This window comes from Scandinavium sp. (genome assembly GCF_036271055.1).
In the GTDB taxonomy this organism is placed as follows: Bacteria; Pseudomonadota; Gammaproteobacteria; order Enterobacterales; family Enterobacteriaceae; genus Scandinavium.
On the sequence record NZ_DATBBJ010000070.1, the window covers coordinates 1 to 25,787 of the forward strand.

Here is a 25,787-nt window from a genome sequence, read left to right on the forward strand (position 1 = left end):
CGTCGCTGAGGTCGTACTGATTGGTTTCATCCAGCGCCAGGCCAACGAACAGTTGCCCGTCCGCGATAACCGGTTTTGGGCTGGTGAACTCATAGCCTTCGGTCGGCCAGTAACCAATAAACTGTGCGCCACGTAAAGCCAGTTTGTCGTGCAGCATGCCCAGCGCGTCGAGGAACCATTCGCCGTAGCCAAGCTGGTCGCCCATGCCGTAAAGCGCGACGGGTTTGCCCGCCAGATTCAGGTTATCCAACTGATCCCAGACGGCTTCCCAGTCTTCCTGCAGCTCGCCAAAATCCCAGGTTGGGATACCGAGGATCAGCACATCGTACTGTTCCATCATCGACGGAGCATCATCTTTCAGATTGTGCAGCGTCACCAGCTCCGGGCCGATGATGTCACGAATTTTTTCGGCAGCCATTTCCGTGTAGCAGGTGCTGGAGCCATAAAAAAGGCCAATGTTCATAGCGATAACAACTCATGTAATAACGTGCAGGCTGGCAAGTGTATCAGATTCGATTGTGCATCATGCATAATGGACACAATTCACCAAAAGCGAGGCTCTAGTGGAACAGGATCTGGCACGTATCGAACAGTTTCTCGATGCGCTTTGGCTTGAGAAAAACCTGGCGGAGAATACGCTCAGCGCGTATCGCAGGGATTTGAAAATGGTTGTGGAGTGGTTAGACAGGCATGATTTAACCTTGCTAACCGTGCAGACTGGCGACCTTCAATCGCTGTTTGCCGAACGCCTGGAGGGCGGCTACAAAGCCACCAGTTCAGCACGTATGCTGAGCGCCATCCGCCGTTTGTTCCAGTATCTTTATCGGGAGAAATCCCGCCAGGATGACCCAAGCGCGATGCTTTCATCTCCTAAATTGCCGCAGCGGCTGCCGAAGGATCTCAGCGAGGCGCAGGTAGACAGGCTGCTGCAGGCACCCTGCCTGGATCAGCCAATTGAGCTGCGCGATAAAGCCATGCTGGAATTGTTGTATGCTACCGGGCTACGCGTGTCAGAGCTGGTTGGCCTGTCGATGAGCGATATCAGCCTGCGGCAGGGCGTGGTGCGGGTCATAGGTAAAGGCAACAAAGAGCGCCTGGTGCCGCTGGGTGAAGAGGCAGTTTACTGGCTCGAGAATTACCTGGAGCACGGGCGTCCGTGGCTGCTAAACGGCCAGTCGATTGACGTTTTATTTCCCAGCCAGCGGGCGCAGCAGATGACCAGACAAACGTTCTGGCACCGCATCAAGCACTATGCGCAGATTGCGGGTATTGATAGCGCGAAGCTCTCACCGCACGTTCTGCGCCATGCTTTTGCCACGCACCTGCTGAACCACGGCGCGGATTTGCGTGTCGTACAGATGCTGTTAGGGCACAGCGATTTGTCGACAACCCAGATTTACACTCATGTAGCGACGGAACGTCTGCGTCAGCTGCATCAACAGCACCACCCACGGGCGTGAGTGCCAGAAGATAAAGGAATCATGATGAAAAAAGGTATTTTGCTGCTCTCTCTGTTGGCAGCGTCCGTCTCCGGTTTTGCTCACGCTGACGATGCGGCGATCAAACAGTCCCTGGCGAAGCTTGGCGTGCAGAACGCGGATATTCAGTCTGCTCCTGTGGCCGGTATGAAAACCGTGCTGACCGACAGCGGCGTGCTGTACGTGACGGAAGACGGCAAACATATTATTCAGGGGCCGCTTTATGACGTCAGCGGTGCGCAGCCGGTTAACGTCACCAACCAGCTGCTGGTCGGCAAGCTGAACGCGCTTGAGAAAGAGATGATCGTCTATAAAGCGCCGCAGGAAAAACACGTTATTACCGTCTTCACCGACATCACCTGCGGCTACTGCCATAAGCTGCATGAAGAGATTAAAGATTACAACGCGCTGGGTATCACCGTGCGTTATCTTGCCTTCCCGCGCCAGGGGCTGCAAAGCCAGGCCGAAAGCGATATGAAGTCAATCTGGTGCGCCAAAGATCGTAATAAAGCCTTCGACGCCGCGATGAAAGGCGACGCGGTGGCTTCCGCAACCTGCGCTACCGATATCGCGAACCATTACAACCTGGGCGTGCAGTTCGGCGTGCAGGGGACCCCGGCTATCGTCCTGAGCAACGGCACGGTGATCCCTGGCTATCAGGGGCCGAAAGAAATGAAGCAAATGCTGGATGCGCACCAGCAGTTGAGCAAAGTAAGCGGTCAATAACGGGTGAAAAAGCAAACGCAACTTCGCCGCCGGGTCGTGGATGATTCGGTGGTGCTGCCGGCGGGCCTGCCGCCGCTGCTAAAACGTCTCTACGCCAGTCGCGGAGTGCGCGGTGAACAGGATCTGGAGCGCAGCGTGAAGGGGATGCTTCCCTGGCAGCAGCTGAACGGCATGGATAGGGCCGTTGACATTCTGCATAACGCCTTTCGTGAAGGGCTGCGCATTATTATCGTCGGTGATTTTGATGCCGACGGCGCAACCAGCACGGCGCTAAGCGTGCTTGCCCTGCGCAGCCTGGGCGGCACAAACGTCAGTTATCTGGTACCGAACCGCTTTGAAGATGGCTACGGTTTAAGCCCCGAGGTCGTCGATCAGGCCCATGCTCGTGGCGCACAGCTGATTTTGACCGTCGATAACGGCATTTCTTCGCTCAGCGGAGTTGAACGCGCGCACGAACTTGGCATTCCGGTCGTTATTACCGACCATCACCTGCCGGGGCCTGAGCTGCCTGCGGCGGAAGCAATCATCAACCCCAATCTGGTGGACTGCGAATTTCCATCTAAATCTCTCGCGGGCGTTGGCGTAGCATTTTACCTAATGCTGGCCCTGCGCGCGCACCTGCGCGGCTGCGGCTGGTTTGAACAGCAGGGGCTGGCTATGCCAAATCTGGCCGAGCTGCTCGACCTCGTCGCGCTTGGCACGGTGGCCGACGTGGTGCCGCTGGATACCAACAACCGCATTCTGACCTGGCAAGGCCTGAGCCGCATTCGTGCCGGTAAATGTCGGCCGGGCATTCGTGCGCTGCTTGAGGTCGCTAACCGTGAACCGCACAAGCTTGCGGCCAGCGATCTGGGCTTCGCTCTCGGGCCAAGGTTAAACGCGGCGGGTCGCCTGGACGACATGTCCGTCGGCGTGGCTCTTCTGCTCAGCGAAAATATTGGCGAGGCGCGCATGCTGGCTAATGAGCTCGATGCGCTAAACCAGACGCGCAAAGAGATTGAGCAGGGCATGCAGGCGGAAGCCCTGACGCTGTGCGAAAAGCTTGAGCACGGCAACGAAACGCTGCCTTATGGGCTCGCCATGTATCACCCGGAGTGGCATCAGGGGGTGGTCGGCATTCTGGCTTCGCGTATTAAAGAGCGTTTTAACCGGCCGGTGATTGCTTTCGCTCCGGCGGGGGACGGCACGCTTAAAGGCTCCGGGCGCTCGATTCAGGGGCTGCATATGCGCGATGCGCTTGAACGACTGGATACCCTGAACCCTGGGCTCATGCTCAAGTTCGGCGGCCATGCGATGGCGGCAGGTTTGTCGCTGGAAGAGGCGCGCTTCGATGAGTTTCGCCAGCGTTTTGGTGAGCTGGTCGGCGAGTGGCTTGATCCGGCGCTGTTGCAGGGTGAAATCTGGTCGGACGGCGTACTTTCGGCGCAGGAAATGACGCTGGAAATCGCCGAGATGCTCCGTGATGCCGGGCCCTGGGGACAAATGTTCCCGGAGCCGTTGTTCGACGGCAGGTTCAGGCTGCTGCAACAGCGTCTGGTGGGCGAAAGGCATCTGAAGGTGATGGTTGAGCCGCTAGGCGGTGGCCCGCTGCTGGACGGGATCGCTTTCAACGTCGATACCACCCGCTGGCCGGATAACGGCGTGCGCGAAGTCGAACTGGCGTTCAAGCTGGATGTGAATGAGTTTCGCGGTAATCGAAGCGTGCAGCTGCTTATCGATCACATCTGGCCAATCTAGCCCGCCGGTCTGAAGTTACCGCGGAATATCGGCTTCCGCAGCTCGTCGGAATGCGAGCAACCAGTGCTATAAAATGGGGCATAATTCCGGTAAACTTTCCGGTTTATGACCGCATTTTCGTCTTAGTCCCCAACATAAGATATGACACATGTTTGAAATTAACCCGGTAAAAAACCGCATCCAGGACCTCACAGAGCGCAGCGACGTTCTTAGGGGGTATCTTTGACTACGATGCCAAGAAAGAACGCCTCGAAGAGGTAAACGCCGAGCTGGAACAGCCTGACGTGTGGAATGAACCTGAGCGCGCACAGGCGTTGGGTAAAGAGCGTTCCGCGCTGGAAGCGATCGTCGACACTTTAGATCAGATGACGCAGGGGCTGGAAGACGTGTCCGGCCTGCTGGAACTGGCGATTGAAGCCGACGACGAAGAAACCTTCAACGAAGCCGTTGTTGAGTTAGACCAGCTCGATGCCAAACTGGCCCAGCTTGAATTCCGCCGCATGTTCTCCGGCGAGTACGACAGCGCCGACTGCTATATCGACATCCAGGCAGGCTCCGGCGGTACTGAAGCGCAGGACTGGGCAAGCATGCTGATGCGTATGTATCTGCGCTGGGCTGAATCCCGCGGGTTTAAAACCGAAATTATTGAAGAGTCTGAGGGCGAAGTCGCGGGCATCAAATCCGTCACTATCCGCATTCAGGGCGAATACGCCTTTGGCTGGCTGCGCACCGAAACCGGCGTACACCGCCTGGTTCGTAAGAGTCCGTTTGACTCCGGTGGCCGTCGCCACACTTCCTTTAGCTCCGCCTTCGTCTATCCGGAAGTGGATGACGACATTGATATCGACATCAACCCGGCGGATCTGCGCATCGACGTGTATCGTGCGTCAGGCGCAGGTGGTCAGCACGTTAACCGTACGGAATCTGCGGTGCGTATTACCCACATTCCAACCAACACCGTGACCCAGTGCCAGAACGACCGTTCGCAGCATAAGAACAAAGATCAGGCCATGAAGCAGATGAAAGCGAAGCTGTATGAGCTTGAAATGCAGAAGAAAAATGCTGAGAAGCAGGCGGCGGAAGAAAATAAATCAGATATTGGCTGGGGCAGTCAGATTCGTTCATACGTACTGGACGATTCCCGTATCAAAGATTTGCGTACCGGGGTTGAAACCCGTAACACGCAAGCGGTACTGGACGGCAGCCTTGATCAATTTATCGAAGCAAGTTTGAAAGCAGGGTTATGAGGAACCAACATGTCTGAACAACAAGCACCGCGCGCTGAAGAAGTCGTCGACCTGAATAACGAATTGAAATCCCGTCGTGAGAAGCTGGCCGCGCTGCGTGAGCAGGGCATCGCTTTCCCGAATGATTTCCGTCGTGACCATACCTCCGACCAGCTGCATGCCGAATTTGACGGCAAAGAAAATGAAGAACTGGAAGCGCTGAACGTCGAAGTCACCGTTGCTGGCCGTATGATGACCCGCCGTATTATGGGTAAAGCCTCCTTCGTGACCCTTCAGGACGTGGGCGGCCGTATTCAGCTGTACGTTTCCCGCGACGATCTGGCCGAAGGCATCTACAACGAACAGTTCAAAAAATGGGATCTGGGCGATATCCTTGGCGCGAAAGGTAAGCTGTTCAAAACCAAAACCGGTGAGCTTTCTATCCACTGCACAGAATTGCGTTTGCTGACCAAAGCCCTGCGCCCGTTGCCAGACAAATTCCACGGTTTGCAGGATCAGGAAGCGCGTTACCGTCAGCGTTATCTGGATCTCATCTCTAACGATGATTCCCGCAACACCTTTAAAATTCGCTCCCAAATTATGGCTGGCATCCGTCAGTTCATGGTTGGCCGTGACTTTATGGAAGTGGAAACCCCGATGATGCAGGTGATCCCGGGTGGCGCGTCTGCGCGTCCCTTCATCACCCATCACAATGCCCTGGACCTCGACATGTACCTGCGCATCGCGCCGGAACTGTATTTGAAGCGTCTGGTGGTGGGTGGTTTCGATCGCGTGTTCGAAATCAACCGTAACTTCCGTAACGAAGGCATCTCCGTACGCCATAACCCAGAGTTCACCATGATGGAACTCTATATGGCTTATGCGGACTACAAAGACCTGATCGAGCTGACGGAGTCCCTGTTCCGTACACTGGCACAAGACATTCTCGGCAAAACCGAAGTGCCTTACGGCGAGCAGACGTTCGACTTTGGTAAGCCATTCGCTAAGCTGACCATGCGTGAAGCGATCAAAAAATATCGTCCAGAAACCAATATGGCCGATCTGGATAACTTCGATGCAGCGAAAGCTATTGCGGCTGAAATTGGCATCAAAGTCGAGAAGAGCTGGGGTCTGGGTCGTACCGTAACCGAGATCTTTGAAGAAGTGGCAGAAGCGCACCTGATTCAGCCGACCTTCATCACTGAATATCCGGCAGAAGTGTCTCCGCTGGCGCGTCGTAACGACGAAAACCCGGAGATAACCGATCGCTTTGAATTCTTCATTGGTGGCCGTGAAATCGGCAACGGCTTTAGCGAGCTGAACGATGCAGAAGATCAGGCGCAGCGCTTCCAGGATCAGGTTGATGCGAAAGCAGCAGGTGATGATGAAGCGATGTTCTTCGACGAAGACTACGTGACCGCACTGGAGCACGGTTTGCCGCCGACAGCGGGTTTGGGTATCGGTATCGACCGTATGGTTATGCTGTTTACTAACAGCCACACCATCCGCGACGTTATCCTCTTCCCGGCAATGCGTCCGACCAAATAAGTCGACACTGACCGGAGACTTATGTCTTCGGTATAAAAAGCCCGATTGCTGTTGCCATCGGGCTTTTTTTCGTCTGAATTATTCGGCTTTAGCAAATCGCTGGAGTTTTTTCCAGGCCGGAATGTGGTTTAACTGCAACACCAGCCAAGGGCTAAACAGGAACGGTGCAGACTCTACCGCCTGGCGTAAATTGCCGAGGCTCAGCCATTTGGCTTCCATCACTTCTTCCCGGTTAAGCGTCAGTTCATTCGTCACCCGGGCTGCAAAAACAGGGCAGATCTCGTTTTCTACGATGCCGGAGTTGTCGGATTCCCGGTAGTCGAATTCTGGGTAAACGGGGGTGATGTCTTGTAAGTCAGCGCCAACTTCATAGCGACAGCGGCGAATAATCGCCTGTTCAGTCGTTTCGTTCAGTTGTGGATGACCACAGACGGAGTTAGTCCAGACGCCCGGCCACGCTTTTTTGCACAACGCCCGACGAGTCAACAGCATTTCACCGTGTGAGTTGAATAACCAGCAGGAGAACGCCAAATGCAGCGGTGTGGAGGTTGAATGGGCGGCATACTTCTCTTGCGTCCCGAGGATTTCTCCCTGCTCATTAACCAGAATGACGTGTTCTTGCTTGCTCATAACCTCTCCGGATGTACCTTCCCAGTTCACGGGGCGTTTCATTATACGCCAAAGTGCGTGAACGAATTAAGCTCGCAGCGGTATCTCAACTGAGATGTTTCTTGCTAAAACCAATCGATTTAAACGCGTGCTAAACATTGGCATACGGGCTATGACTGGTATGATGTGTCATCTGATTGACCGATACCGAGGACTCGTTTTGAGAGCAGGACGCCTGATGAAAAACCCTTTACGCCTTTTACTGTGCCTGTTTATTGGGCTGATGTTGGCTGGCTGTTCCGGTAATAAATCAGGATCCGAGGGAAGCTATAGCGGATCGGTGTACACGGTTAAACGGGGTGACACGTTGTCCCGAATCTCTCGCATGACAGGCACCAGCGTGCGAGATCTTGCCCGGATGAACGGTATTTCTCCGCCGTATACCATCGAAATAGGGCAGCGGCTGAAAGTGCAGGGCAGTTCGAAGAAATCCTCAGGCAGTACGAAAACGGCAAAAGTGACGCCATCGTCTGCTGTGCCTCAATCCTCATGGCCACCGGTCGGGCAACGCTGCTGGCGTTGGCCGACGAGCGGTAAAGTTGTGCTGCGCTATTCAACGGCTGATGGCGGTAATAAAGGGATTGATATCGCAGGCTCTCGCGGCCAGCCAGTCTATGCTTCTGGCGCGGGAAAAGTGGTGTACGTCGGTAATCAGCTGCGCGGCTACGGTAATCTGATCATGATTAAGCACAATGAGGATTACATCACCGCTTATGCGCACAACGACAAGATGATGGTGAATAACGGACAGTCGGTGAAAATCGGCCAGCAGATCGCAACGATGGGCAGCAGTGATGCCGATTCGGTGAAGCTGCATTTCCAGATCCGCTACCGCGCTACCGCCATCGATCCACTACGCTATTTGCCACCGCAGGGTAGCAAGCCGAAGTGCTAAGCGGTTATTTTATCGCCATTTAATCTCAGTAAGGGTTGCCAGTGAAGGCGTTAAGCCTATAATGCCTTCACCCCTTTCGCGGGCATGCCTTTTGCGGGCGTAGTTCAATGGTAGAACGAGAGCTTCCCAAGCTCTATACGAGGGTTCGATTCCCTTCGCCCGCTCCAGAATCTCTCCCATTGTTGCAAAACACCGCCAATAGTTCGCTTTAATGTGTTTAGCTATCAACAACTTACTTGTCATATGTTGTTTTTCAACGTTCTACCATTGAACGACGAAGTACCAATGGGGGGGTACACTGTTAGTTGTCACGGATAGTTACATGGAAATGAGAGTATAACTATTCGGCGGCGGCAGTTCCAACCCTCACACCGCGATAGCACAACGTGAAGGCAAAGCCTGATCCAGGCATTGATTCTCATAACCTTACAGTGAAGCGCATTTTTGCCGATGCTCCCACATGCCACACGTCGTGATGACGTTGCAGGGAATAAACAGGTTTATGGTGGTGTTCGTACCTGCACACGAAATGCAGGCTCTGCCAGCGTCTCAGCCACGCTCCCGAAAGGGTACACGGCGATCCTGATAAACTTCACTGTCTGACATATCCCCGATGAAGTCGCTACGCTCCGCACGTTGTCTTACCACCAACGGGCTTATTGGCTGCTATTGTCTGAAATCATGGAAGGAGAAAAGGCTGGAGGATTCCAGCCTTTGGCGGTCATCTCACTTTCTTGAAAATGATGAGGATTAGCACGGTAGAAATAATATATCCGAAAAGAGAAACATCAATCAGTCTGCCATAATACTGATCAAATTCGGTAACCACGGCATTACAGGCTTCAACGGTGATAGCCTTATCGTTGAGTATGTCAGTGTATTTTCGCGTTATCCCATAATCCAATACGCTAACTAACACGGATGCCAAGTATATGAGTGAGGTTGTGATTATGCCCCCCCATCGGAGAATCGTTTTAGTACTACTCGTCAATGTCATATGAACCACCTAAAACACCGCCAATTGTACCGCCAGAATAACCAGAAGATGAGCCAACCGTTGACGCACTATTTGCAAGCTCTCCTTCTATTTTTTCTGTACGGCCTTCGGTATTTGGCTTGAAATTTTCGGTATTCGGATACTGTTCCTTGAAGTTGTTAGTTACTTCCATAACGTTCATTGAAGACAGATCACCGCTCTTTTCCATCAAATAGCGTTGTAAGGATACCGGAATAGTGAAATCTTCTTCACCGTCGATAGGAAGCTGTGTTGTTGTCGATTTGTAGCTGGTATCGAAGATTTTAGTTCCTGCCTCTTGGATTGCTTGCACCGTATGCGTGGTGCAGTTGCTACCAGTGAGATCATAAACATCAATCACTTTTCCGCGCCGCTTGGTGCGATCACCCATTTTCTCTGTGAAAATAGGTGTATTGCCAGAGTTCCATAAAGTTTCAAAAATATGGCGAGTTTCTACTGGTGTAACATCATCTATCTGGAATACTTTCGCCTGAACTTTGTAGAGTTCTTGACGGTAGTAAAGACGTGCATCATCGCCAGTAAGGAAGTTAAGAATTCCATCGCCTGTTAATGTGGCTGGACCTTTTCGACCAAAGCGCCCGTATGTATAAACGTAGATTGAATTGTTCTGGTGTACAGATACGAAAGCATGCCCTGCGCCCGTTGTTTCAGTCCAGATATAAACACCGTTCAATAACGGATTATCTTCTGGCTTGCAGGTGGCAGCAAAGCTATCAGTTTTAGGATCTGCAATCGGGCCGGGGAGAACGGGAAAATCAACGATGTGAGATTGGGTTGTGTCGGCTTTCGCTGGACCAGTGGAAAATTCGTAAGTGTCATTGATGGAAGGAATGAAACGTGATTTGCAAGGGCACGAGCTACGGCTGTGCAGTGTTCCGGCAATCCTTTTGCCATGTATATCATCGGTATCAAGACCGCCACAGATACGGTAACGGCCTGGATGTTTACCACAGGTTACTTGATGGCCTTCACATGCCATATCTTTATCGAAAAATTGATGATCGGGGAATCCTTCAAGAATCCTACCACTGCAAGCTGTCTTGTCACCTCTAAATAAAAAATGACCAATAGCCATTCATCCTTATGTTGCTTATAAGTCCACAAGGAAAGTGTACGTAATCAAAGTTGGTGAGTAAACGATCAGATGTAACAAAATCATTGATGTAAGTGTGGTTAAAGCTAGGATTAACTCACGCTTAATAAACTAAAAAATAACCTGCATATTTGTCGTAAGGCCCAGTTGCATTGTATATTTTTAGCCAATCGAAAATGAATTGTTGGTTAAAAGTTTATCCTATGAATAAAAATTGGGTCTTCGGTGGGCTGCTCTGTATTTCTGTGTCCGTATCTGCCTACAACGGCAATGATCTATACAAGTGAATGGGCCGTTTTACAGGGATACTTACAATGGAACGGGTTGCGATCTGGTATGCCATCTTTCCGCTTATATAAGTACGCCTGGTCCTTGATTGGCACGATAATGATCCTCTATTATCACGTAATTAGTTGCCTGCGCCGATAGAAATATTGTTATCTATCAGCCTCTTGAAGAGGTGTGGTGGGTTTTTTATTCGATTCCCTTCGCCCGCTCCAAATGTTCAACGCGGCCCCTTCATAATATTTACTACCCCTAACGAATAACCATCTGATAAGCAGCCACAACGACCAAAACATTCGCCACCACGCTGGTATAAAAATAAGTCCTGAACGGCTGTTTTTGTTTTTTGTGGTGAAATAGTTGCTGACCGAGAATTGCGGCAGGCCATCCACCGACGACACCAAATAGAAGTAGGGTGGTTTCCGGGATCCTGCGCCAGGATTTGCAGGCGGCCAGTTTGTCCACGCCATAAATGAGCAGCGTCAGCAGATTAGCGGATATAAACCATGTTGCTAACGGATGAGGCAGATAAACACTGCCTGCGGCTGCCAGAATGAGAAGTAAATAACAGAGACGATTGAGATACATGCTTTGGCTACAGTTTGACGAAAGAGGGTATTTTGCCCTCTTTTTATCGTCCTTTCAAAATCCTGTATTTCAGCCTGTCGTCAGATGTGATTCAACCACCATGTCGCCTTCAACCGTCATGTTCTGCGCCAGTATTCCTCGAGTAGGAGAGGTGGCAATCACGCTGCGATGAATGTTATCGAACTGCGCGATACTGCCGTCGCCACTGACGCGAATCAGATATCGGACGGAATCCGGCATTTCGTTTTCCACAAAAGGGAGGGATTCATACGGGGTAAGCCGAAAGTTGCCAGTGGTCTGAATTTCCAGACGCGAGAGCGCGATCCCTTCGCGTTGAGCAACCCCTGCAAACACCGCTGTCATGCAGGCATTGAAGGCGGCGAGCAGCAGTTCTTGTGGGGAAGGGGCGCTGTTTTTTCCGCCCAGAGCTTGGGGTTCATCTGCATAAATAACGTGTTGTACCGACGACTGTGGTTGCCCGTCGACACGGTTTTCACGGCAGTTTGACTCACTCGCCATACCGCCGCGCCACCTCGTCACAATCTCATAGCCTGCAACGTCGTTTTTCATTGTGGCCTCCTGAGCCGCACGCGCCTTGCGACACGTGCGTTATCTTCATCAGGCGTTACGGCCGGCCATCACACCACCGTCGATATCCCAGATAGCGCCAGTCACCCAGCCTGCTTTATCTGACAGCAGGAACGCCACGGTTTCGGCGATATCTGCCGGAGTACCCACGCGGCCAATCGGGTGGAAGCTGTCGAAGCTGGTCATCACGTCTTTTACGTCCTCTTTGGCAATGAAACCTTCGTAAATTGGGGTGTGAACCACCGCCGGAGAAACGGCATTCACACGAATGCCATTTCCACCAAGCTCGATTGCCAGGTTTTTGGTCAACGCATGCAGACCTGCTTTTGCCATCGAGTAAGCAGAAGACGGCGTTGCGCCGATTGCCTGCTGCGCCCACATCGAACCGATGTTAACAATAGAGCCTTTGATACCCGCCGCGACCATATTGCGCACTATATCTCGGGTAATAAAGAAGGTCGCACGGTTGATGCTCATATACATGTCGTAGTCGGCCATTTCGTGCTCGGTAAACGGTTTCGGGAAGAACACCCCGGCGGCGTTCACCAGCAGGCTGATGTCTTTGTGTTCCGCATTGAGGACATCCACGACATGTTGCATGCCTTCTTCGGTCATCAGGTTAGCGACGATAATCGACACCTGCCCGTCAGCGGCGAGCGTCTGACGAGCCTGCTCGGCTTTATACTGACGATTACCGACCAGCACCACGCTGCCGCCATTTTTTATTACCAGTTTCGCGGTTTCAAAACCCATACCGCTGGTGCCGCCAACCACTAATAATTTTTTACCGCTGAATGTTGCGCTCATCGTAAACCTCTTCAATCTCAGTGAAAGTGATGTGTAAGGAGCGTCGCCCCTCATCGTGTGGAGCCAGAATGCCACTGGGCAACGATGTTGACGAATCAGAAGAAATTGCGTAGCAAGAAAGAAAATCTATCTCGGTGGCGTATACTGATAACAGACATCTTTGTTGGAGAGCACAATGCGATCGTTAAACCGCCTTAAATGGCTACACGCGTTTGAGGCCACGGCCCGCCACGGCAGCTTTACCGGTGCGGCGCAGGAAATGGGCGTCACGCCTGCGGCTGTTGGGCAACTGGTGCGTGCGCTGGAAGATTGGGTCGGGCATCCGTTATTGCATCGCACGCGTTCCGGTAAAGAGCGGCTGACGCTGGTCAGCGAGGCACAGGATGCGTTACAGGACATCACCCAAGGGCTGGATAAACTGGAAATTGGTCTGAATAAATTGCGTGGTCGTCGCGCCCGAACGGTTGTCGTATTAACGGCTTCACAAGTGCTGGTGATGAACTGGTTAATGGAGCGATTGAACCGCTTTTCGGAAGTACATGAGCAAATTGATTTACGCCTTGATGTGACGGAAAAGCTGATGGATGTCTCCCACGGTGAAGCGGATTTGGGGATACGTTGTGGGCAGGGTGACTGGCCGGGCGTCGATAAAACCTGGCTGATGGATGAAGAAGTGGTGCTGGTCTGTAGTCCTCGGTTAGTGCAACCTGAGAAAACGGCCTGCTGTGACTGGCTGGCAGAACAAAAGCTGATTCACGATGACACGCCACATCCGGGCGCGAATTTTCCATCCTGGGAAGAGGTGCTCAAAACGCTGAATGCACCGGAAGCGCGGGAAAGTGGGCTGCATATCAACTCTACATCGGCAGTGATCCTCGCGGCGCTGAGTGGGCGCGGCGTGGCTATTGTGCGCCTTGCTCTGGTAAAAGCGTTGATTGAAACGGGGCAGTTATCGCAGCTTCATCCTGACCATCGTTGGCCGCTGACCTGGTCTTACTTCATCGTCACGCCAAAGCACACCCTCATGCGCCCGGAAGTTCGCCTGCTTCACGACTGGCTGGTGGAAGATGTGCTGGCAGAAAGTCAGGCAACATAGAAAATCTATCTATAAGCGAAGGCATCAAAGCGCCGAACCATTATGCGCTAACCCAACGCCAGCCCAGCGTAACGGTTACGCCAACTATCGTGGCAATTGCAGCCAGATGCATCAGGAAATCCTCAGGATGCAGATGTACCGGATGGCAAAACGCCAGCAGCGTCAGCGCCATCGCTGATATGCCCACTCCGGATAACGTCAGACTGCGCAGGGGGCTGAGCGTGCGCGTCCGACGCAGATACCCTATCGCCAGCGCAATCATGGGTACGCTCACGGTGACCATGAAGGTGTAGCAACGGGTGTCATGCAGGCTGTTGGCAGACAGGGGCGGGTGACCTATGTTCACCAACACCGAAACCAGCCAGACCACGGCTAACGCAGCCAGCCAGCGCATTCTGAGAGGACGACGGCCTGCAATGCTGCTGGTGAACGCGGCGTTGATGGCTAACAATCCCATCGAAAAGGCCAGCGCCAGTTGTGCCAACGCCCACTCAGCGCCAGGCTGAGACCAATCCGTAGCGGCCCGTTGCAGCAGCAAACTCGCTAACACTCCGGCAGGCAAAGCCATCAATACCCAGCTTATTACGCGCCAGCGTACCGGTTGTGTGCGTTTCACCGGTACTGCGGAACGGCTCAGTTTTTCAATCAAAGCATCATGACTGTCCATGACTGGCTCCATAACGGCGCAGATTGTTTAACGCCCGATGTAACAAGGACTTCACAGCAGACACCGTCAGGTTATTCGCCTGCGCCGCTTCGACGAGGCTCATTTCCTGCAAATGTACGTGTTCCACCAGTTGCCGCTGGCGGGCGGGCAGTTGATTCAGAAAACCATCCAGCTCTTCGCCGACATCCAGCCTCTCAGTACGCAGTGCCAGGGCGTTATCCGCGACGTTAAGCGAGGTTTCATCCTCCACGACTTCCCGGCGATCGCGACGTCCGCGTCGGCGCAAAGCATCAATGGCTCGGGCCTGAGAAATCGCCATCAGCCACGGCAGAAAAGGGCTGGCGGGATCGTAGGTGTGACGGATCCGGTGCAGGGTGAGCAGCACCTCCTGAATCACGTCTTCGGTTAACACCTCGTCGTCCACCTGTTTGCGGACAATCGCGCGAATGACCGGCACCAGCGTCTGCAACAGTTGCGTATACGCCTGACGATCCCCCGCCTGAGCGCGTGCCATAAATGCGGGCCACTGTTCGCGCGGGACTTCCACCTTACCCATATTTCGCCTTGCTGCATGACGCCGGAACGTTCAGGCGCGCTGCCGCTTCGGACATTACGCCTTTTTCCCGGCCGCCTGATTGAGGGCGTTGACCACGATGCTCGGGGTCAAAACCTGAGGCAACACTTTCGGTGCGCCACCGTCGGCAGGATACACCACATACATCGGCAATCCACCCTGACCAAATTGGCTAAGCGCATCATCGACATCAGGATTAAATTTAGTCGAATCTGCCACCATATACAGCGTGCCGGTACGCGCCAGTGCGTCTTTTACGGCCTGAGTCGACAGCGAAGTTTTGTCGTTCACTTGGCACGTAATGCACCACGAGGCGGTAAAGTTGACGAAAATGGCTTTGCCATGCCCGCGCTGTTCTGCCAGCGTCTGCGGTGTCCATTTGATTGGCGCACTGCTGGCGGTGGTTTCGACACTAGCGACAGGTTTCATTACGGCGGGAAGCGGGGCGAGGATCGCGACTAACAGCACCGCTGTCACCGCATACATCACCCGATAACCGCGTCCTGCCAGATGCCGCCGTTGCGCGATACCATACAGCCACGCGGTAAAACTCAGGATAACAGAACCCGCTAACAGCACGCCGAGTGCAGTGGTTCCCGCTTGCTGCGCCAGAACCCATACCAGCCAGGCAAACGCGGCGAGCATCGGAAAAGCCAGCACATGCTTGAGTGTATTCATCCATGCGCCCGGTCTTGGCAGGCGTTTTGCCAATGCAGGGAACAGCGAAATCAGCGTAAAGGGCGCGGCGAATCCTAATGCCAGGGCGAAGAAAATCGCCAGCGATACAGCCGCCGGTTGCACCAGCGCGTAACCAATAGCGCTCGCCATAAACGGCGCAGAACACGGCGTGGCGACGATGATCGCCAGCGCGCCCGTTAACGCCGAACGGACAAACGCGCCGCGTCCGAAGGAAATTTCTCCGGCACGTTGCAGCGATAAACCCACTTCAAACACGCCAAGCAGGTTCAGCGCTGCGCCGAGAATCACCAGCGCCAGCAGCGAAATGACCAGCGGCGACTGGAGCTGGAAGCCCCAACCCACTGCGGCACCGCCCGCACGAGCGGCCAGTAAAATCCCGGCCAGCGCCATCATGGTCACAATCACGCCGAGCAGAAATGCCAGACCTTCGCTGCGGGCGCTGGCGGTGTCGCCGTCATGGCGCAACAAGCCGAACGCTTTCAGCGAAATCACCGGGAACACACACGGCATAAAGTTGAGAATAATGCCGCCTACGAAGGCGGCGAGCAGGGCGGTTAGCATAGCGCGTCTCTGTCAGCTATCAGGAGTGTGACTGGGCGTATTGTTTCACCGCATCCATGGTTTTCTGGATGTGGGCGTCCGGGTTGCGGTCGGTGTAACTCATCAGGATTTTGCCGTCTGGCGCAATGACGTAAGAGGTGCGGTCAGACAGCGTTTTGCCGCCCATCTGCATCTGCGTCTGGTATTCGGCGGCGACTTTCGCCCCTGGATCGGCTGCGACAGTAAACTTATCGCGGCACTCCAGTTGCGAGAATTTAGCCACCTGATCGGTGTTCCCCGCTGTCACGCCAATCACCGTCGCGCCGAGTTTTTTAAAGTCATCGGTGGCTTCGGCAAAATCATGGGCTTCCAGCGTGCAGCCTTTGGTGAATGCTGCCGGGAAGAAATAGAGCACCACCGGGCCTTTTTGCAGCGCCTGCTGCAAGGAGAAGGTCAGCGGTTTGCCCGCCAGCGCCCCTTGCAGTTTGAAATCAGGGGCCTGAGCGCCCGGTTGCAGCGCGGCGTTAGCGTTGAATGCCATCAGGGAAAGGCCAAAGGCCGCAGCGGTGGCAAGCAGGGTTAAGCGAGGTTTCACAGCAATCATGGTTGGCTCCGGGATGTAGGGAAAAGATGTCTTCCCCTACAGTTCGCTGGAGGTAATGAAAAAGTTGCGGTCGAGTAAAAAAATTATTTCAGTTCGGCTTTGACGCACTCGATAAAGTGTTCGGTCACGCGGTTAAACACGTGATCGCGACGGACCATAAAACCGAGCGTGATTTCCGGTAACGCCTGCGGCAACGGCGTTAGCGTTTTCGGCGCATTGTCGCCATGCAGCAAAAAATCAGGCCAGATACTGACGGTTTTAGGCTCCAGCGCTAACTGGCGGTAAATCGTCCACGAAGTGCAAAGCGTCATCTGCGCAGGCGGGGCAAGCGTCTCCCCGGCACTCAGATGTCGCCAGAAGGGCAGCCAGCTTTCGATGGTGTGATTCCATAGCCACTGGCTATGGGCTAATTCAGGCAGCGATGAATCAGTCATCGCGCCGCTGTACATCAGGCGCTGCGGCCACCGGGCGAGCGGAATAAACGCAAATTCGGCGATGGAATCGCTATCGGCAATAAATGCCAGACACAAATCGAATTCCCCGTTGCGCAGGCTGTCGATGATTTGCCGTGGCATTCCTTCCATGATTTCCAGTTGCGTCTGCGGCCAGCGCGCGCGAAAGCGGCTAAGGGCGGCATAAACGGGAACGGTGGCAGAAAGCAGCGAAAGGCCAATTTTCAGCGTCGAGGGCGTGGCGGATTTCATCTGCGCGATGGCCCGCTCGGCGCGTTCAATCTCGGCGGTTACAAGGCGGGCTGAATGCAGCAGCGTTTCGCCGTAATCGGTGAATCGCACCCCGCTGCCGCTGCGTACCAACAACTGAACGCCCAACTGGGCCTCAAGTTCCTTAATGCTTTTGGTGACGGCGGGCTGCGTCAGATGCAATTCGCTGGCCGCACCGATCAGTGTGCCTTGTCGTGCAATCGCGACCAGCAATTTGAGCTGTGATGTCTTGATAACGCCTCCTGCTATAACGCCCGGTTATAGGCATAAGAAACGGGGAATTGACCCTTAAAATAAAACACTTATAGCATCAGACCAGCAAAATTTTCTCATTCTGCGCACAGAGGCGGTTCTGATGATAAAGGCAATTCCTGAAAGGGTATTCGATGTTGAATCGCTGGTGGCGCTGCGGCGCGATCTGCATGCTCATCCTGAGATCGCTTTCAACGAGCGGCGCACGAGTCTGCGCGTCGCGAGTTTGCTGCGGGAATGGAACATTGAGACGACGACCGGCATTGGTGGCACGGGCGTGGTTGGCGTTATTCACGGTGAGCTTGGGCCCGGTAAAACCATCGCTCTGCGTGCCGACATGGATGCGCTGCCGATGGAGGAGGGAGGCAATCCCGAATGGCGATCGACGGTGGCGGGGGCGTTTCACGGCTGCGGTCATGACGGGCATACCGCGATGCTGCTCGGAGCGGCAAGCTGGCTGAGTCAAAATCGACAGTTCTTCGGCAAGATTGTCCTGCTGTTTCAGCCTGCGGAAGAGAATGGCGGCGGCGCGCTGGCGATGATAGCCGATGAGGCAGAAGCACGGTTCGGCTGGGATGAGATCTACGGTTTACATAATGCACCGCATTTGCCGCCGGGTATTTTCGGCGTGCGCGAAGGGGCAATGTTGGCATCTTGCGACGATGTTTTGTTTGAGATCCACGGTGTTGGCGGGCACGGTTCTGCGCCAGAAAAATGCAAAGATCCGATCATGGCGGCGGCACAGCTTATTTGCACGCTGCAAACGGTGGTCAGTCGAACGATGGATCCCGCCGCGATGGTCGTTCTGAGCATGGGCAGTTTGCATGCCGGAACCACGCCGAATGTCATCCCGGCGAGCGCATCACTCAGCGGCAGTTTGCGCACTTTCGATGAACAGCTACGTGCGCAGGCGAAAGCGCGGATCGAATCCATTTGTCAGGGGACTGCTGTTGCCAGTGACTGCCAAATTAGCGTGCGTTTCGCTAATGGATCGCCTGCCACTGTGAATCACCCCGAACAGGCACGTGCGGCGGCTCGTGCAGCTGAAAAGGTGTTTGGGGTCAGCGCGGTAAAACGTGATATTGAACCGCTCAATGGTTCAGAAGACTTCTCAGAATTCCTGCTGCGCAAGCCCGGCGCGTATGCGCTGATCGGCCAGGGCGGCGTGTTCTGCCATCACCCGGACTACGACTTCAACGACGATATTCTTCCTCTGGGGGTGAAGTACCTGATCTCCCTCGCCCTTGATCGCCTCACCACTGAATAACCGGAGCTAAAAATGAAAAAAGTTGTCGCCGGGCTGGCGCTGTTTTGCACCGCTTCGCTGAACAGTTTTGCTGCTGATAATACTGTGCTGCGCTTTGGCACCGATCCTACTTATCCACCATATGAATATAAAATGGCGGACGGCACACTGACCGGGCTGGATATCGCGGTCGGTAAAGCCATTTGCGAGCGCGCGAAGGTGAAGTGTGAGTGGGTAGAAACCGGCTTTGATGGTCTGATCCCTGGGCTGAACGCCAAAAAATTCGACGCCATTTTATCGTCGATGGCGCCCAATGCGCAGCGCCAGAGGGTGATGGATTTCACTCAGTCGCTGTATCAGGACGATACACGACTGATTTCAGCTAAAGCGACGCCACTGGCAAGCAGCGCACAGGCGCTAAACGGTAAAAATGTTGGCGTGTTGCAAAGCTCGGTACAGGCGAAATATGCGCTTGAGCAGTGGCGCAAACAGGGCGTGAACGTAGTGGAATATCCGGATCAGGAGAATATCTACGCCGACTTAGCGAACGGACGGTTGGACGCAACGCTGGTAGTGGCGACGGCCGGTCAGGCGGGTTTCCTTGCGAAACCAGCGGGCAAGGATTTTGCGTTTTCCGGCGAGGCGGTAAAGGATCCGGTTCTGACCTCAACCAGCGCCATTGGCTTGCGCAAAGGGGATGAACAAACTTGGCAGAAAATTGACAGTGCCGTCAGCCAGTTAAAGCAGGACGGCACTATCAGCGAGCTGGAAAAACAGTATCTCAGCGCGTTGTAGTCTGACTGAAACTTAGTGCTGAGCCGCCTGCGGCAGGTTGTTCAGCACGTCTAACGCCTCTTTTGGCAGCGTCAGTGACGCAGCGGCAAGGTTTTCATTCAGATGACCGAGGGATGACGTGCCTGGGATCAGCAGAATGTTTGGCGAACGTTGCAGTAGCCAGGCGAGGGCAACTTGCATCGGTGTGGCTTTCAGGTTGGCGGCAATCTCATTGATTTCCTGAGACTGCAACGGCGAGAAGCCCCCGAGCGGGAAGAACGGCACGTAAGCGATATTCTTCTGCGCGAGCGTGTCGATCAGCGCGTCATCATGACGGTTCGCCACGTTATAGAAGTTCTGCACGCAAGCGATGTCGGTCATATTCTGACCATCTTCCACCTGTTTTGCCGTCACGTTGCTCAGGCCGATGTGGCGAATAAGGCCACGATCTTTCAGCTTAATCAGCGTTTCCAGTGGTTCTTCCAGCGACCCTTCCGCCGGGCCGTGAACGCTAATCATGCTGCGCAGGTTCACCACTTCCAGCACATCCAGACCGAGATTACGCAGGTTGTCTTCGACCGCCTGCGTCAGTTCTGGCGCAGATAGCGCAGGCAGCCAGTTGCCCTGTTCATCACGACGGGCGCTGACTTTGGTAACGATAGTCAGCTCTTTCGGGTACGGATGCAGTGCTTTTTTGATGATTTGGTTGGTGACGTGCGGACCGTAGAAATCGGATGTGTCGATGTGGTTCACACCCGCGTCGAGCGCGGCTTGCAGGACTTTTACCGCCATTTCGGGATCTTTCGGCGGACCGAAAACGCCCGGCCCCGCGAGCTGCATAGCGCCGTAACCAAGACGCCAGATCTCGCGATTGCCAAGAGTGAAGCTGCCGGACTGTTTAACGCTGGACATAACTGTTTCCTCATAATGGCTTAACCGGCTAAGTGTAAACCGAGTCGTCGAGGAATGAGGGGAATAAAGTTTTACGGAATGTGCGGCAGGGTCTGCCGCATCAAACAGTTAACCGAAGAACATCACCGAAACGCACAGCAGGCCGACAATCAGCGTAATCAGGCTGCCGATGGAGCGATAGGGTTTTAGCGCCGGGATCAGATACGTTGAAAGCGTTGGCATGATAAACAGGATCATCGCAATCAGCGGGCCGCTAATGGCGTAAATCATCGAGATCGCATTCGGATTAATGCAGCACACCACGAAGGTGACGGCAGAAACCAGCAGAATGGAAATCGCGCGGTTAAAGGCACGGCTTTTGCGAACACCCGCCTGATTCAGCGTCGCACGCACCATTTCGCTGGCCCCTTCAATCACTCCAAAATAGGTGCCGAGGAACGATTTCGACATGGCCACAATCGCCACGATAATGCCCGAAACCGCCAGCCAGTGTGGTGCGGCAGGCATCATCGCCAGAGCGGACAGAATAGTGACGCCCTCATTTTTGGCATTCGTGATGTAGCTCTCCGGGATCGCCAGCAGGCAGCTAAAGACGAAGAACAGCACGCTCAGGCAGATAATGAGGTAGGCCACCCGCATAATTTTTTTGCATTTATCCATGGCCTGCTCGCCGAATTTCTCACGCCTGTCGATAGCAAACGTCGAGATAATGGGCGTATGGCTAAACGCAAAAACCATCACCGGAATAGAAAGCCAGACCTGATGCAGCGTGTGCGGGGTAAACGTTAGCTGACCGCTGAACATCGCCGGTTGCCAGGAGCCCGTCAGATACAGTGACAGGAACAGGAAGTAGGCGATAAGCGGGAACACCAGAAAACCCATCACTTTCAGCGTCGCGTGTCGCCCCATCAGAAAGATCAGGTTGAGCACCAGCACTACCACCAGACTCACCAACATGCGAATGCCCAACGTCACCGTCATCTGCTTCGCCAGTTGCTCGGTGAGCGAGTTAGTTATTGCCACTGCGTAAATCAGCACCACCACAAAGAAGGCGACGAAATAGAGTGCGGTGATGAGATTGCCGATTTTCTTGCCGTAATAGTGATTTACCGCGCCAGTGATCCCGACGTTGGCAGGCAGATTGGCAGAAAGAATGAATCGGCACAGCGCGCGGTGCGGCCAGTAAGTGAGTGGCCACGCCACCAGGGCCGTAATTATCAACACCATCGCGCCGGCAGAGCCTAACTGAATGGGCAGGAATAGGGTGCCAGCCCCAACCGCAGTACCATATAAGGCGAAACTCCAGAGGGTTTCGTCTTTTGACCATAATTTAGACATTTTTTGAATCTTTAAACCAGATAACGAAAAACAGCCGCGAGTTTACTCTATTTCAGATAAGGCGGGGGACCAGGATTTGCCGTAAGTATTCAAACATCTTATGAATGTTACGTGACGACAGTTACCTTTGTGATAAAACTCACTTTTTGTAAACAATTGCGAAAATTGTTGATAACAATGCTCTACTATAATGCCGTTTCTTTGCGCTGAGGTCGGGATGAAAGACGTCGTTATCGTAGGTGCAGTGCGCACGCCCATCGGCTGTTTCCAGGGCGCGTTGTCGCGCTTTACCGCAGTCGAGTTGGGCAGTGTAGTGGTGAAAGCGCTGGTGGAACGCACCGGGCTTGATCCTATGGCGGTCGACGAGGTGATCCTCGGCCAGGTGCTGACGGCGGGCGCCGGGCAGAACCCTGCCCGTCAGTCGGCCATCAAGGGCGGGCTGCCGAATACCGTGTCTGCGATAACCATCAACGATGTCTGCGGCTCTGGTCTTAAAGCACTGCATCTGGCGACACAGGCCATTCAGTGTGGGGAAGCGGATGTGGTGATTGCCGGTGGGCAGGAAAACATGAGCCGCGCGCCGCATGTCTTAACCGACAGCCGCACCGGGGCGCGTCTCGGCAACAGCCAGCTCATCGACAGCCTGGTTCACGACGGGTTGTGGGATGCGTTCAACGATTACCACATGGGTGTCACGGCAGAAAATATGGCGCGGGAATACGGCATTTCTCGCGAATTGCAGGACGCCTGGGCGCTCAGTTCGCAGCAGAAAGCGCGTCGGGCGATTGATTCCGGGCGCTTTCGCGATGAAATCGTGCCAGTGGTGAGCCTGCAAACAAACGGTCTGGCTCAGGTGGTGGACACCGATGAGCAACCGCGCACCGACGCCAGTGCCGAAGGGCTGGCGAGTCTGATCCCGACATTCGACACGCTCGGTTCCGTTACTGCAGGCAACGCTTCGTCAATCAACGATGGTGCGGCGGCGGTGATGATGATGAGTGAATCCAAAGCGATGGAACTTAATCTGCCGATCCTCGCCCGTATTCGTGCGTTTGCCAGTGTAGGTGTTGACCCTGCATTAATGGGCATCGCCCCGGTTTACGCCACGCGCCGCTGTCTGGAACGGGTTGGCTGGCAGCTAAACGATGTTGACCTGATTGAAGCGAACGAAGCCTTTGCTGCACAGGCCATTTCTGTCGGCAAGGTGCTGGAATGGGATGAAAAACGCGTGAACGTAAACGGCGGTGCGATTGCGCTGGGTCATCCGATTGGCGCTTCTGGCTGCCGCATTCTGGTGTCACTGGTGCATGAAATGATCAAGCGCGATGCACGTAGGGGATTAGCGACGTTATGTATCGGTGGTGGGCAGGGCGTGGCGCTGGCCGTTGAGCGCGAATAGAGCGGTTCGTTCATCCAAAAAAAACGCCCTTCATCAGGAAGGGCAAGGCCAGTTACAGAAACACTCAAATTATTGGCTATCGGACGGTATAAAACCGAAAGAATAATTTATCGAAACGATGTTTTAATTTCTGTGACTTTCCGCGCACTTCTCTGTTAACGCCTGATTGCTGGCGAAAATTTCACCCTTTCTCTTGCTCTCTTCCGAACAACTTTGTTTCTAAACATCGTTTACCTTCCTCTGTGTTGTTTTTTAAAGATGTCATAACCTATTGTTTTTAATTTGTATTGTTAAAAATTGAATACGGTGTTTTCCCGCGTAACGTGATCGCTTTTGCATTTCTGGTATTTTAATGCAGAAAAAGTGAAACGCTGTTTTATTTGTAATTGAAAACCGTCCAGTGGAGGGCTAAGATGGCCTCAACGGTAAAGCGAAACTGCTTTTCAAAATGAATCACTCTTGCTGGAGGTAAACGTGGACATCAGGCAAAGCATCCACAGCGCGCACGCAAAAACGCTCGACACTCAAGGGCTGCGCAACGAATTTTTAGTTGAACAAGTATTTGTCGCCGATGAATACACCATGGTGTACAGCCACATCGACCGCATTATCGTCGGCGGCATTATGCCGGTGGCGAAAACCGTTTCTGTTGGTGGCGAAGTAGGCAAACAGCTGGGCGTGAGCTATTTCCTTGAGCGCCGCGAACTGGGCGTCATCAACATCGGTGGCCCTGGCACAATTACCGTCGACGGTAAGTGCTATGAAATAGGCCATCGCGATGCGCTGTATGTAGGCAAAGGCGCGAAAGAAGTGGTGTTTGCAAGCGTAAATGCCGCGAAGCCAGCCAAGTTTTACTACAACTGCGCGCCAGCACATTCCACGTTCCCAACCAAAAAAGTGACACCTGCCGACGTGGCACCTGTCACGTTGGGCGATAACCTCACCAGCAACCGCCGCACTATCAATAAATACTTTGTGCCGGACGTGCTGGAAACCTGTCAGCTCAGTATGGGCCTGACCGAATTGGATCCGGGCAATCTGTGGAACACCATGCCGTGTCATACCCACGAGCGTCGCATGGAAGTCTATTTCTATTTCAACATGGCCGATGACGCCTGCGTGTTCCACATGATGGGGCAGCCGCAGGAGACACGTCATATCGTGATGCACAACGAGCAGGCGGTGATTTCGCCGAGCTGGTCGATTCACTCAGGCGTGGGTACGCAGGCGTATACCTTCATTTGGGGCATGGTTGGTGAAAACCAGGTCTTTGATGATATGGACCACGTCGCCGTGAAGGATCTGCGCTAAGTCGCGGGCAGCCAATAATCTTGCCTGTCCGAAGCAGGCGCGAATAGAGTAAGGATATTTTATGATTCTCGATACATTTTCACTGGCAGGGAAAGTCGCTGTTGTCACCGGGTGTGATACCGGTTTAGGACAGGGCATGGCGATTGGTCTGGCGGAAGCAGGCTGCGATATCGTGGGCATCAACATCGTTGAACCTACCGACACCATTGAACAGGTGACCTCACGCGGTCGTCGTTTCCTGAGCCTGACTGCCGATCTGCGTAACATCGACGGCATCCCACAGCTGCTGGAACGCGCGGTGGCTGAGTTTGGTCACATCGACATTCTGGTCAACAACGCCGGGCTGATTCGTCGTCAGGATGCAATTGAGTTCAGTGAAAAAGACTGGGACGACGTGATGAACCTGAACATCAAAGCGGTGTTCTTTATGGCTCAGGCGGCGGCGAAGCACTTTATCAGCCAGGGCAACGGCGGCAAGATTATCAACATCGCGTCGATGCTCTCTTTCCAGGGCGGGATCCGCGTGCCGTCTTATACCGCATCGAAAAGCGGCGTGATGGGCGTAACCCGTTTGCTGGCGAACGAATGGGCAAAACACGGTATCAACGTGAATGCCATTGCGCCGGGCTATATGGCGACCAACAACACCGAGCAATTACGGGCAGACGAGCAACGCAGTGCCGCCATTCTGGAGCGCATTCCTGCGGCACGCTGGGGTCTGCCATCGGATCTGATGGGGCCAGTTGTGTTCCTGGCTTCCAGTGCGTCAGATTACATTAACGGCTACACCGTGGCGGTGGATGGCGGCTGGCTGGCGCGCTAACACTTTTCGCCCAACTGATAACCCTGCTGAATGGCAGGGTTTTTTGTATTCACAATAAAAATATAAATTACGTTAACGGATTGACGGAATAGGGGGATATTCCATCCGTCTAAAGCGGTTCGATTAATTGAGTGTGCGACGTGGCGCATATAAA

General features: G+C 53.8%; 25 protein-coding genes and 1 tRNA gene. 13 read left to right on the forward strand and 13 right to left on the reverse strand.

What is annotated here, in order from left to right; translation table 11 throughout:
* The coding region (gene fldB / locus VH187_RS12325) for a flavodoxin FldB (protein ID WP_329701742.1) at positions 1-463 on the reverse strand (463 nt) is incomplete at its 3' end.
* A gap of 100 nt (positions 464-563) precedes the next feature.
* Here fldB and xerD point away from each other — a divergent pair.
* The 5 genes from xerD (at position 564) to lysS (ending at position 6,715) form a co-directional block, all read left to right on the forward strand.
* On the forward strand, positions 564-1,460 hold the full coding sequence (gene xerD, locus VH187_RS12330) for a site-specific tyrosine recombinase XerD (protein ID WP_329701743.1): 897 nt from the start codon (positions 564-566) through the stop codon (positions 1,458-1,460).
* A 24-nt stretch (positions 1,461-1,484) separates the two neighbouring features.
* A complete protein-coding gene (gene dsbC / locus VH187_RS12335; protein WP_329701950.1) occupies positions 1,485-2,204 on the forward strand; it encodes a bifunctional protein-disulfide isomerase/oxidoreductase DsbC in 720 nt (239 codons plus the stop codon).
* A gap of 3 nt (positions 2,205-2,207) precedes the next feature.
* On the forward strand, positions 2,208-3,941 hold the full coding sequence (gene recJ / locus VH187_RS12340) for a single-stranded-DNA-specific exonuclease RecJ (RefSeq protein WP_329701744.1): 1,734 nt from the start codon (positions 2,208-2,210) through the stop codon (positions 3,939-3,941).
* A 148-nt stretch (positions 3,942-4,089) separates the two neighbouring features.
* Positions 4,090-5,188 (forward strand): peptide chain release factor 2 gene (prfB, locus tag VH187_RS12345; protein WP_329701745.1). Its coding sequence is split into 2 segments (ribosomal slippage): positions 4,090-4,164 and positions 4,166-5,188, totalling 1,098 coding nucleotides; the frame shifts between segments, so codons are not numbered across the junction.
* A 9-nt stretch (positions 5,189-5,197) separates the two neighbouring features.
* Complete coding sequence (gene lysS / locus VH187_RS12350) at positions 5,198-6,715, forward strand: lysine--tRNA ligase (protein WP_329701746.1); 1,518 nt, start codon at positions 5,198-5,200, stop codon at positions 6,713-6,715.
* Positions 6,716-6,793: 78 nt separating this feature from the next.
* Here the strand turns inward: lysS and idi are convergent, their stop codons facing one another.
* Positions 6,794-7,345, reverse strand: coding sequence for an isopentenyl-diphosphate Delta-isomerase (idi, locus tag VH187_RS12355; protein WP_329701747.1), 552 nt, complete (start codon positions 7,343-7,345; stop codon positions 6,794-6,796).
* A 199-nt stretch (positions 7,346-7,544) separates the two neighbouring features.
* On the opposite strand from idi, the gene actS reads away from it, so the two are divergent.
* Positions 7,545-8,279, forward strand: coding sequence for an amidase activator ActS (gene actS, locus VH187_RS12360; RefSeq protein WP_329701748.1), 735 nt, complete (start codon positions 7,545-7,547; stop codon positions 8,277-8,279).
* Positions 8,280-8,372: 93 nt separating this feature from the next.
* Positions 8,373-8,446 (forward strand) — tRNA-Gly (locus VH187_RS12365).
* A gap of 813 nt (positions 8,447-9,259) precedes the next feature.
* On the opposite strand, the gene VH187_RS12370 is transcribed toward VH187_RS12365, so the two are convergent.
* From VH187_RS12370 to VH187_RS12385, 4 genes are all read right to left on the reverse strand, one after another.
* On the reverse strand, positions 9,260-10,390 hold the full coding sequence (locus VH187_RS12370) for a PAAR domain-containing protein (protein WP_329701749.1): 1,131 nt from the start codon (positions 10,388-10,390) through the stop codon (positions 9,260-9,262).
* Between the two features lie 555 nt (positions 10,391-10,945).
* Positions 10,946-11,281, reverse strand: a complete 336-nt coding sequence (locus VH187_RS12375) for a DUF1294 domain-containing protein (RefSeq protein WP_329701750.1) — start codon at positions 11,279-11,281, stop codon at positions 10,946-10,948.
* Positions 11,282-11,350: 69 nt separating this feature from the next.
* On the reverse strand, positions 11,351-11,851 hold the full coding sequence (locus VH187_RS12380; RefSeq protein ID WP_329701751.1) for an OsmC family protein: 501 nt from the start codon (positions 11,849-11,851) through the stop codon (positions 11,351-11,353).
* 48 nt (positions 11,852-11,899) lie between these two features.
* Positions 11,900-12,676, reverse strand: a complete 777-nt coding sequence (locus tag VH187_RS12385) for an SDR family NAD(P)-dependent oxidoreductase (RefSeq protein ID WP_329701752.1) — start codon at positions 12,674-12,676, stop codon at positions 11,900-11,902.
* Positions 12,677-12,851: 175 nt separating this feature from the next.
* Between VH187_RS12385 and VH187_RS12390 the strand changes: the two genes are divergently transcribed.
* The gene (locus VH187_RS12390; RefSeq protein WP_329701753.1) at positions 12,852-13,772 is read left to right on the forward strand and encodes a LysR substrate-binding domain-containing protein; all 921 of its coding nucleotides are present in this window, start codon (positions 12,852-12,854) and stop codon (positions 13,770-13,772) included.
* A gap of 40 nt (positions 13,773-13,812) precedes the next feature.
* Here VH187_RS12390 and VH187_RS12395 read toward each other — a convergent pair whose 3' ends face one another.
* The 5 genes from VH187_RS12395 to VH187_RS12415 all read right to left on the reverse strand — a co-directional run bounded on the left by VH187_RS12395 (position 13,813) and on the right by VH187_RS12415 (position 17,791).
* On the reverse strand, positions 13,813-14,439 hold the full coding sequence (locus VH187_RS12395) for an NrsF family protein (RefSeq protein ID WP_329701754.1): 627 nt from the start codon (positions 14,437-14,439) through the stop codon (positions 13,813-13,815).
* Entirely contained in the window at positions 14,426-14,995 is a 570-nt protein-coding gene (locus tag VH187_RS12400) for an RNA polymerase sigma factor (RefSeq protein WP_329701755.1), read from the reverse strand. The genes VH187_RS12395 and VH187_RS12400 overlap by 14 nt, the downstream gene beginning before the upstream one ends.
* A 54-nt stretch (positions 14,996-15,049) precedes the next feature.
* Positions 15,050-16,273, reverse strand: a complete 1,224-nt coding sequence (locus VH187_RS12405) for a protein-disulfide reductase DsbD family protein (RefSeq protein ID WP_329701756.1) — start codon at positions 16,271-16,273, stop codon at positions 15,050-15,052.
* Between the two features lie 19 nt (positions 16,274-16,292).
* The gene (locus VH187_RS12410) at positions 16,293-16,856 is read right to left on the reverse strand and encodes a peroxiredoxin (protein WP_329701757.1); all 564 of its coding nucleotides are present in this window, start codon (positions 16,854-16,856) and stop codon (positions 16,293-16,295) included.
* Between the two features lie 83 nt (positions 16,857-16,939).
* Entirely contained in the window at positions 16,940-17,791 is an 852-nt protein-coding gene (locus VH187_RS12415) for a LysR family transcriptional regulator (protein WP_329701758.1), read from the reverse strand.
* A gap of 142 nt (positions 17,792-17,933) precedes the next feature.
* On the opposite strand from VH187_RS12415, the gene VH187_RS12420 reads away from it, so the two are divergent.
* Positions 17,934-19,097, forward strand: coding sequence for an amidohydrolase (locus VH187_RS12420; RefSeq protein WP_329701759.1), 1,164 nt, complete (start codon positions 17,934-17,936; stop codon positions 19,095-19,097).
* Between the two features lie 12 nt (positions 19,098-19,109).
* Entirely contained in the window at positions 19,110-19,871 is a 762-nt protein-coding gene (locus VH187_RS12425; protein WP_329701760.1) for a transporter substrate-binding domain-containing protein, read from the forward strand.
* 12 nt (positions 19,872-19,883) lie between these two features.
* Here the strand turns inward: VH187_RS12425 and VH187_RS12430 are convergent, their stop codons facing one another.
* Both VH187_RS12430 and VH187_RS12435 read right to left on the reverse strand, forming a co-directional pair.
* Positions 19,884-20,762, reverse strand: coding sequence for an aldo/keto reductase family oxidoreductase (locus tag VH187_RS12430; RefSeq protein WP_329701761.1), 879 nt, complete (start codon positions 20,760-20,762; stop codon positions 19,884-19,886).
* 108 nt (positions 20,763-20,870) lie between these two features.
* Positions 20,871-22,100 carry an amino acid permease gene (locus tag VH187_RS12435; protein ID WP_329701762.1) on the reverse strand — a complete coding sequence of 410 codons (1,230 nt, stop codon included), beginning with the start codon at positions 22,098-22,100 and terminating at the stop codon, positions 20,871-20,873.
* A 217-nt stretch (positions 22,101-22,317) separates the two neighbouring features.
* Between VH187_RS12435 and VH187_RS12440 the strand changes: the two genes are divergently transcribed.
* From VH187_RS12440 to kduD, 3 genes are all read left to right on the forward strand, one after another.
* The gene (locus tag VH187_RS12440) at positions 22,318-23,499 is read left to right on the forward strand and encodes an acetyl-CoA C-acetyltransferase (RefSeq protein WP_329701763.1); all 1,182 of its coding nucleotides are present in this window, start codon (positions 22,318-22,320) and stop codon (positions 23,497-23,499) included.
* Between the two features lie 474 nt (positions 23,500-23,973).
* Entirely contained in the window at positions 23,974-24,810 is an 837-nt protein-coding gene (gene kduI / locus VH187_RS12445) for a 5-dehydro-4-deoxy-D-glucuronate isomerase (protein WP_329701764.1), read from the forward strand.
* 61 nt (positions 24,811-24,871) lie between these two features.
* Positions 24,872-25,633, forward strand: coding sequence for a 2-dehydro-3-deoxy-D-gluconate 5-dehydrogenase KduD (kduD, locus tag VH187_RS12450; protein WP_329701765.1), 762 nt, complete (start codon positions 24,872-24,874; stop codon positions 25,631-25,633).
* Positions 25,634-25,787 lie beyond the last annotated feature (154 nt).